2 protein-coding genes are annotated in these 8,377 nt (G+C 67.6%); both read left to right on the forward strand.

Annotated elements, in window-relative coordinates; all coding sequences use genetic code 11:
* Window positions 1-85 precede the first annotated feature (85 nt).
* Window positions 86-2,287: a methyl-accepting chemotaxis protein gene (locus B552_RS0120900; RefSeq protein ID WP_019451012.1), complete on the forward strand. Its 2,202-nt coding sequence runs from the start codon at window positions 86-88 to the stop codon at window positions 2,285-2,287.
* Between the two features lie 32 nt (window positions 2,288-2,319).
* Window positions 2,320-8,277, forward strand: coding sequence for an Hpt domain-containing protein (locus B552_RS0120905; protein ID WP_026035887.1), 5,958 nt, complete (start codon window positions 2,320-2,322; stop codon window positions 8,275-8,277).
* Window positions 8,278-8,377: the final 100 nt, after the last annotated feature.

Below are 8,377 nucleotides of genomic sequence, written 5' to 3' on the forward strand. Positions count from 1 at the left end.
AGCGAAGCGGTTCTGGCCAGGCGGCACAACGACACCGGATTCATTCCGAACGGTTTCCAGAATAACGAACGAACAGAGGGTTGCTATGGGTATCAAGAAGATCAGCCTGGGACGCCGAACCGCTACTGCCGGCGCTGCCGCCGATGCAGTGTCGCCAACGGGCTCCGTGTTTGCCAAGCCCGCCGCAGGCAGGCAGCAGGGCGGCCTGGGCCCGACCCCCGCCGAAGTGTTGTCGGGCTGGCTGTCGAACGTACCGTTCGCGTCTCAGCAGCGCGCGCTGACCGTGGGCGTGGTGGTGTCGCTGGCTGCGCTGCTGGCCTCGGTGTATCTCGATAACCGGCAGGCGAGCAACGGCTCGGCGCAGATCGAAATTACCGGCGACATGCTGATGCACTCGCAGCGTCTGGGCAAGGCGGTTCCGGTGGCGCTGCTCGGCAATGCCCAGGCGTTCAAGCAGCTCCGTGAATCGAAAGACCAGATGACCGCCGACTTGCTGGCGCTGCAGAACGGCAGCGACGACAAGCACGTGCGGGCCACCACCGGCGCGGCCGAACCGCTGCTGGAAAAGGCCATGGGATCGTGGAAGCGTTCCGAGAAGAGCGCCGCGGACGTGCTGGGCCAGCAGGCCATTCTGACGACGATCGGCCAGACGCTGCAGATCTTCAACGCCTCTAACCCCGAACTGCTCGAAGCCGCCGAACAGGTGGCCGCCATCAAGCTCCAGACCGGCGCCAACACGCGCGAGGTGGCCGCTTCCGCGCAGCTGGTGATGCTGACGCAGCGTCTGGGCAAGAACCTCAACGAGTTCCTGTCCGGCGAAGGCGTGAACCCCGAAACCGCGTTCCTGCTGGGCAAGGACACCAACACATTCCGCGAAACGCTCGACGGCCTGATCAACGGCTCCGAAGCGCTGCGCCTGACCGCCGCCCACGACGCCGAATCGCGCAGCTACCTGCAGCAACTGTCGCAGCGCTTCGAGGCCGTGCAGAAGACCACGCAGACGATTCTGCAGAACCTGCCGGGCCTGATCGCCGCCAAGCGCGCGCAGCAGCAGATCTTCAACGACAACGAGGCGCTGCGCGGCGAGCTTGCCGACCTGCAAACGACATACGCGAAGGAAGCGCGCTTCCGTCCGTGGACGCTGGGCGCGATGGTCATCTCGTCGCTGGCTACACTGCTGTGCCTGGCGGGTCTTGCGGCACTGTACCTGCGCGATTCGCGCGTGCGTGCGCTGGAAGCCGAAGCGCGCGAACGTGAAGCCGAAGCGCGCCGCCTTGACGAAAAGCGCAACAACGATGCCACCCAGAAGGCCATTCTGCAGCTGATGAACGAGCTGCAGGACATCGCTGACGGTGACCTGACGCGTCAGGCCACCGTGACCGAGGACATCACCGGCGCCATTGCCGACTCGGTGAACTACACGGTGGAAGAACTGAAGGAACTGGTCGGCCGCGTGCAGCAGACGGCCGGGGAAGTCCAGCACGCTTCGTCGCAGGTGCAGGAGACGTCCGTGCAGCTGGCCGCGACAACCGAAGAGCAGTCGCGCCAGATCCGCCAGACCGGCGAGTCGGTGGTGGAGATGGCGGACCGCATCACGCAGGTGTCACGCGGCGCCGCCGAGTCCGCCAACGTGGCACGCGCATCGCTGGCTGCCGCAGAGCAGGGCCAGCACGCGGTGCAGAACGCAATTGCCGGCATGAACGGCATCCGCGAGCAGATTCAGGAAACGTCGAAGCGGATCAAGCGCCTTGGCGAATCGTCGCAGGAGATCGGTGAAATCGTCGAACTGATCTCGGACATTACCGAACAGACCAACGTGCTGGCACTGAACGCCGCCATCCAGGCGGCTTCCGCGGGCGAAGCTGGCCGCGGCTTCTCGGTGGTGGCGGAAGAAGTGCAGCGCCTGGCTGAACGTTCGGGCGAGGCAACCAAGCAGATCGGTGCGCTGATCCGCACGATTCAGACCGATACGCAGGACGCCGTGCACGCCATGGAGCAGAGCACGCAGGGCGTGGTCGAAGGCGCGCGCCTGTCCGATAACGCCGGTGCCGCACTGGTAGAGATCGGCCGCGTGTCGCGCCAGCTTGCCGAACTGATCGAGCAGATTTCGCAGACCACGTCGCACGAGGCTGGCCTGGCCACCAACGTGGCCCACCACATCGACGGCATCCTGCAGGTCACCGCGCAGACCACGGCCGGTACGCGCCAGACCGCAACGTCGGTGCGCCAGCTTACGGTGCTGACCGAAGAGCTGCGTAACTCGGTATCGCGGTTCAAGATCGCCTGACGGCCGCCCGCAAGGGCGCAATGGAACTGGTCATGTCTTTCAATACCACCCTGTCGAGCGACGTGGCCGAGGCGGCTGCGCCGCAACTGCCATCCACGCCGGAGCCTGCTCCCGCGCCGGCCGGGGACGCACCCGCCGCGCCGCAGCGCGACCTGTCGGTGCTGGCCTGGCTTGCACCGAGCCTGCGCACCGCACTCGAAGATGCCGCCGTGGAACTTGGCCACTATGTGGACGAGATCCAGCAGGCGCCCGAGGCGCTTGGCGCGCGCGACACCACTTCGCTGCGGCTGGCCGGTCAGCAGTTGCACCAGGCCGCCGGCGCGGTGCACATCGTCGGCCTGCGCGGCGTGGATGCCTACTGCCAGGCCATGCGCCGGCTGCTCGAAGCGATCGACGCCGGCACGGTGGCGGCCAGCCTGGACACGCTGGCGGTATTCCGCACCGGCATGCAGGCATTGGCCGAGTACGTGGACGACCTGATGGCCGGCGATTCCGAGGATCCGCTGCGCCTCTACCAGCCTTACGCCGCCGCGCTGGCCCTGATGAAGGAAGAGCGCATTCATCCGGCCGACCTGTGGCTGGACGAATTGCAGATGCTGCCCGGCATCGTGCTGCCGACGCGCTCGGCATCGGCCGTCACGCGGTCACGTCATCGTTACGAGGCCGCCTTGCTGAAAGCGCTGCGCCTGCCCACGCCGTGCACGGAGACGTCCTTGCTGCGCGAGGCCTGGCTGCCGCTGCAGTTGGCGCTCGACGACGTGCGCAATCAGGAGCAGGAGGCCCGCCGCGCCACCGATACGCCCGATCGCGGCATCTGGCACACGCTGGCGATGGTGTTCCGCGCGATGGCGCACGGCCTGCTGCCGTCCGATCTGCTGGGCAAGCGCTTTGCCGGACGTACCCATCTGCTGGTGCGCCAGTACCTGCAAGGCCAGGTGCGTGTGCCGCAGGCACTGCTCAATGACGCGATCTTTTTCCTGGTCAGCACGGGCCTGACGCCCGATGGCCCCGAGGCGACCACGCCGCCCGCGACGCAGGCCGCGGTACAGGTGCTGCGTGCCGATATCGCGCGCAGCCTGCAGGCGTACCGCATCGACCCCGCACATGCGGTGGCGCGTGCCGACTATCGCCAGCGTTACTACGGCTGGCTCGATCCGATCGATACTCGCAACCTGCAGCAAGCCGCCAGGACGATCGAACGCGCAGCCGGCGACGATCAGTCCGGCTGGGAACTGGCGCTGGCATCGCTGGCCGAAGCGGCGCTGCCGCTCGCACAGCCGGCATTGCAGCAATGCCTGACAACGGCTGCGGCCCATGCCGGACGCCGTGCCGCCAATGAAGCGCTGGGCCGCGCCGGTGTGGCGCTGTTCCTGTCGCGCGCGCTGGCCACGCCGTGGCGCGTGCATGGCAGGTCGGGTCATCCGTCGGCCATCGAGTTCGCGCAGCGCTGCGATGCGCTGGCCGCCTGTCTGGCCGATCCCGATGGCACGGCGCCCGCCTGGCTCGCGGAGATGGTGGAAGCCGCCAGCGCGCAGGCCATGCGTGCGGAGGCCGTTGCGCAACTGCGCGCGCAGCTCGACAGCGGTGAATCGTGGCTCGATACGTTTGACCGCAACGCGGCGCGTCCCGATGCCGTCGACGCGCTGGCCGACGCCACGCAGGCGTTCTCCGCGCTGCTGGCCACGCTCGAACGCGTCCATGTCAGTGCCGCGATGCCCGAAGGCCTCGACGAGCCCGCGACAGCGGCGCTGGCCGCGGTTCGCAACGTACTGCAATGGCTGGACGTGCTGCGTGAAACCGGCGACGAGTCGTCCCGCGTTGCCATGCTGTCCGATATCGCCGCCGAACTCGGCGCCGTGCATGCGTTTGCGGACCTGCTCGAATTCGGCCGCGCACAGGCCGATGTCACCGAGGACGATATCTACGCGGCGCCGTCGCAGCGCGATGCAGCGCCGCTAGGCGTGCTGGCCGCCGCACGCAGCGCCGCCATGGACGCCATCCGCGTGGCAGCGGGTGCCGATTCGCCGGAAATCCAGCGACTGCGCAGCGCACTGCAAGCGGTGGCCGATCAGGCTGCCATCGACGACGATGCCGTGCTGCGCCGTCAGGCCAGCGAGGCCACCACGCAACTGCACGCCTGGATGGCCGGCAGCGATTCGGCCGCTGAACGCATGGTCGTGGCGCTGGCCGATCCATTGCCGGCGGCGGCCGCTGCGGTTGCAGCTCCGGTGGCGGCGCCGATGCCGGTGGATGCTGCCGCGATCGACGCCGAACTGCTCGAGATTTTCCTGTCCGAAGCCGAAGAGGTGCTCGGCAATATCTCAGCCGATCTGCCGGGTGGCCTGGAAGCGCTGCGCAACGCCGATGTGCTGAGCCGCATGCGTCGAGCCTTCCATACGCTCAAGGGTTCCAGCCGCATGGTTGGCCTGAACCGCTATGGCGAGGCCGCATGGGCGGTGGAGCAGGTCATGAACCTGTGGATCGCCGAGGCGCGCGAGCCGCAGCCCGAATTGCTGGCGCTGCTGCAGCAGGCACATGACCTGCTGCGCGAATGGGCCCTGGCGCTGCTTCAGGACTCGTCCACGCTGCGCGACATCACCGGACTTGTCAGTGCGGCGCAAGCCGTGCGCGACCCGGGCTCGGCGCGGGCTGAAGCGGCCGAAGATGCTGAAGAAACAGGCGACATCGCCGATGCCACTGTTGCAGAGACCGTCGATCCTCTCGATGCCCTGCTGGCGGAAGCCAGCGTGCCGGCTGCCGAGGAAGCCCCGGGCGACGACAACGTGCTGCCGTTCCGCCTGTCCGGCGGCCTGGCCAGCGAGGACGACAACTACAAGGTGATCGGCCCCGTCCGCATCGGACTGGCGCTGTACAACGTCTACCTGCAGGAAGCTGACGACCTGCTGCGGCAGTTCGCTACCGACCTGTCCGAGTGGAAGCACGAAAGCCATCCGTGCCCGAGCGAACTGGCGCTGCGCGTGGCCCACACGCTGCAAGGCAGCGCCTCGACGGTGGGCCTGGAGCCGGTACGTGAAATCGCCGAAGCGCTGGAGCAGTTGCTGCTGCTGCTGGGCCGCCACCCGGTGGTCATGCATCCGGGCGATTTCCGGCTGCTGGAGCAGGCAGTGGACCGGCTGCGCGGCATGCTGCACCAGTTTGCCGCCGGGGTCTGGCCTGATGCCGACAGTGCGGTCGTGCGCGACCTGAACGACTTCGGCGAGCGCGCGCTCGTGCGTCCGCGCGCCGTGGTGTCCGTCGACGAATCATCCGGACAGGAAGGCTCCGTGGCGCGGCTGTTCGGCCAGCAGCCTGATCAGGATGACCTGGGCGATGCAGGCGATCCGGATGACACGGACGACATCGACGAGCCGCCGTCGGCCGGCCTGCCGCCCGTGAAGCTGACGCCGATCACGTCGCTGCCGCCGTTATCGACGCCGTCGCTGACGTCGGCCAATACGTCAGCCACGCCGCTGCACGATGCGGTCGTGATTTCGCTGCCGACGGCACCGCGCCATGAATCGGTGGCTGTCGCACATGTCTCGCCCAACTCCCCGGACACACCCGCGCCGGATTTATCGACCGATGCTTCGTCGCTTGATCCCGCGCTGGTCGAGATCTTCCTCGAAGAAGCGCAGGGCAGCCTGCCAGACCTGGGCAAGATGCTGCGCACATGGGAATCCGCGCCCGGCGATGCCCAGCACGGCGGCCTGATCCTGCGCACCCTGCACACGCTGAAGGGCAGTGCGCGCATGGCCGGCGCCATGGCACTGGGCCAGGCGGCGCACGAGATGGAAACGCTGCTCGAAGCCAGTGTGCGTGGCCAGCGCGTGGCCGCGCCGGAACTGTTCGGCCGGCTCTATGCCTGGTACGACCGGATCCTGGCGCATGTTGACGCGCTGCAGAATGGCCGGCTGCTGCCGGTGGACGATGCCGATGTGGTCAACGGCCTGATCGCCGCACAGTCCGAGCCTGAGGCCACGCCGGTGGACGCCGCGCCGCAAGTCGCGCAGGAACTGCTGCCGGCCGCGCCGCAGGTGGCGCTTGTGCCGGCCAGCCTGCCGACCGATGCCGACCGCCAGCGCGCGCTCGTGCGGGTGCAGGCGCGCACGCTCGATACGCTGATCAATGATGCCGGTGAAGTCGGCGCGACGCGTACGCGCCTGGACAGTGAACTGATGGCGCTGCGCAGCTACCTCGGCGAACTGAACGACAACGTCGCGCGTCTGCGCATGCAGCTTCGCGAAATCGAAATCCAGGCCGAAACGCAGATGGCGTCGCGCATCGCCGACGCCCAGCAAAACCAGGAATTCGATCCGCTTGAATTCGACCGCTTCACGCGCTTCCAGGAACTGACCCGGATGATGGCCGAGTCGGTGAACGACGTGGCAACCGTGGAGCAGAACTTGCAGCGCGGTTTCGACCGCGCCTCGGGCGACCTGGCCGCGCAGGCACGGCTCACGCGCGGACTGCAGCGCGGCCTGATGCAGGCGCGCATGGTGCAGTTCGATGCGCTGGCCGAGCGTCTCTATCGCGTGGCGCGCCAGTCGGCGACCGAGACCGGCAAGGAAGTGCGCCTGCTGATCAAGGGCGGCACGGTGGAAATCGATCGCTCGGTGCTGGACCGCATGGCCGGCCCGATCGAACACCTGATCCGCAACGCCGTGGTGCACGGCATCGAGGCAGCCGACGCACGGCGTGCCGTTGGCAAGTCGGCCACGGGCGCGTTGACGCTGGAAGTGCAGCAGGAAGGCAACGAGGTCGTGCTGACGTTCTTCGACGACGGCGGCGGCCTGGACCTTGCGCGCATCCGCCAGCGTGCGGTTGCGCGCCAGTTGCTGACCGCCGAAGAGGAGGCCAGCGACGCACGCCTGACCGAGATGATCTTCGCGCCGGGCTTTTCGACCGCCGATTCGGTGTCCGAACTGGCGGGGCGCGGAGTCGGCATGGATGTGGTGCGATCGGAAACGGTGGCACTCGGCGGGCGAATCACGCTGTCTACCGAACTGGGGCGCGGCACCAGCTTCACGGTGCACCTGCCGCTGACCACGGCTATTACGCAGGTACTGCTGGTCTCGCTGGGCGGCCGCCTGTTCGCGATCCCGAGCGGCATGATCGACCAGGTCCATCAGCTCCGCGAGAAACCGCTGCTGGAAGCCTATAACGCCGGCCGCTTCGGTCCGGCGGGACCGGATGCGCCGTTCTTCTACTTTGGCGCCCTGCTCGAAGAACATGCACCGATGGCTTCCGGCCGCAAGTATTCGCCGGTGGTGGTGGTGCGTTCGGGCGCCGAGCGCGTGGCCGTGCACGTGGACGAAGTGATCGGCAACCGTGAAGTGGTGGTGAAGCACATCGGCCCGCACCTTGCGCGTCTGGAAGGCATTGCCGGTGCGACGACGCTGGGTGACGGCGAAATCGTGCTGATCTACAACCCGGTGGTGCTGGCGCAGCGCTGGGTGCGCGAGCGCGGCCAGGTGACACCGGCCCTGCCGGCACCGTTGCCGATGCCGGAGACGATGGGCGCGGTGGCCGAGTTCGTTGGCCATGGCGAGCCCGTGCCGGTGCCGGGCCTGGTCACGCAGCCTACCGTGATGGTCGTCGACGATTCGCTGACCGTGCGCAAGGCCAGCCAGCGCCTGCTGACGCGTGCGGGCTACCAGGTGGTGCTGGCGCGCGATGGCGTCGATGCGCTGCGTCAGCTTCAGGAGGTCATGCCGGACGCGATGCTCGTGGACATCGAGATGCCGAACATGGACGGCTTCGACCTGACGCGCAACGTCCGCGCCGACAGCCGTACAAGCCGCATGCCGCTGGTCATGATCACGTCGCGCACGGCGGAGAAGCACCGCCGCTACGCTGCGGAAATCGGCGTGAACGTCTATCTGGGCAAGCCGTTCAACGAAGACGAATTGCTGCGCACGCTGCAGCAGTTGATCGGCGAAAAGGCCGCCGGGATGGCCGGGTCGGTGGCGCAGATGCTGGGCGAGGAGTAACCAGCTCCCTTGTGTTTGCTTCCCTCTCCCGCACGCGGGAGAGGGGCAGGGGGAGAGGGCCAGCGGTTCAAATTGCGACAGGTGTAGTGGTCAAGTAATT

It is taken from the genome of Cupriavidus sp. BIS7, assembly GCF_000292345.1.
In the GTDB taxonomy this organism is placed as follows: Bacteria; Pseudomonadota; Gammaproteobacteria; order Burkholderiales; family Burkholderiaceae; genus Cupriavidus.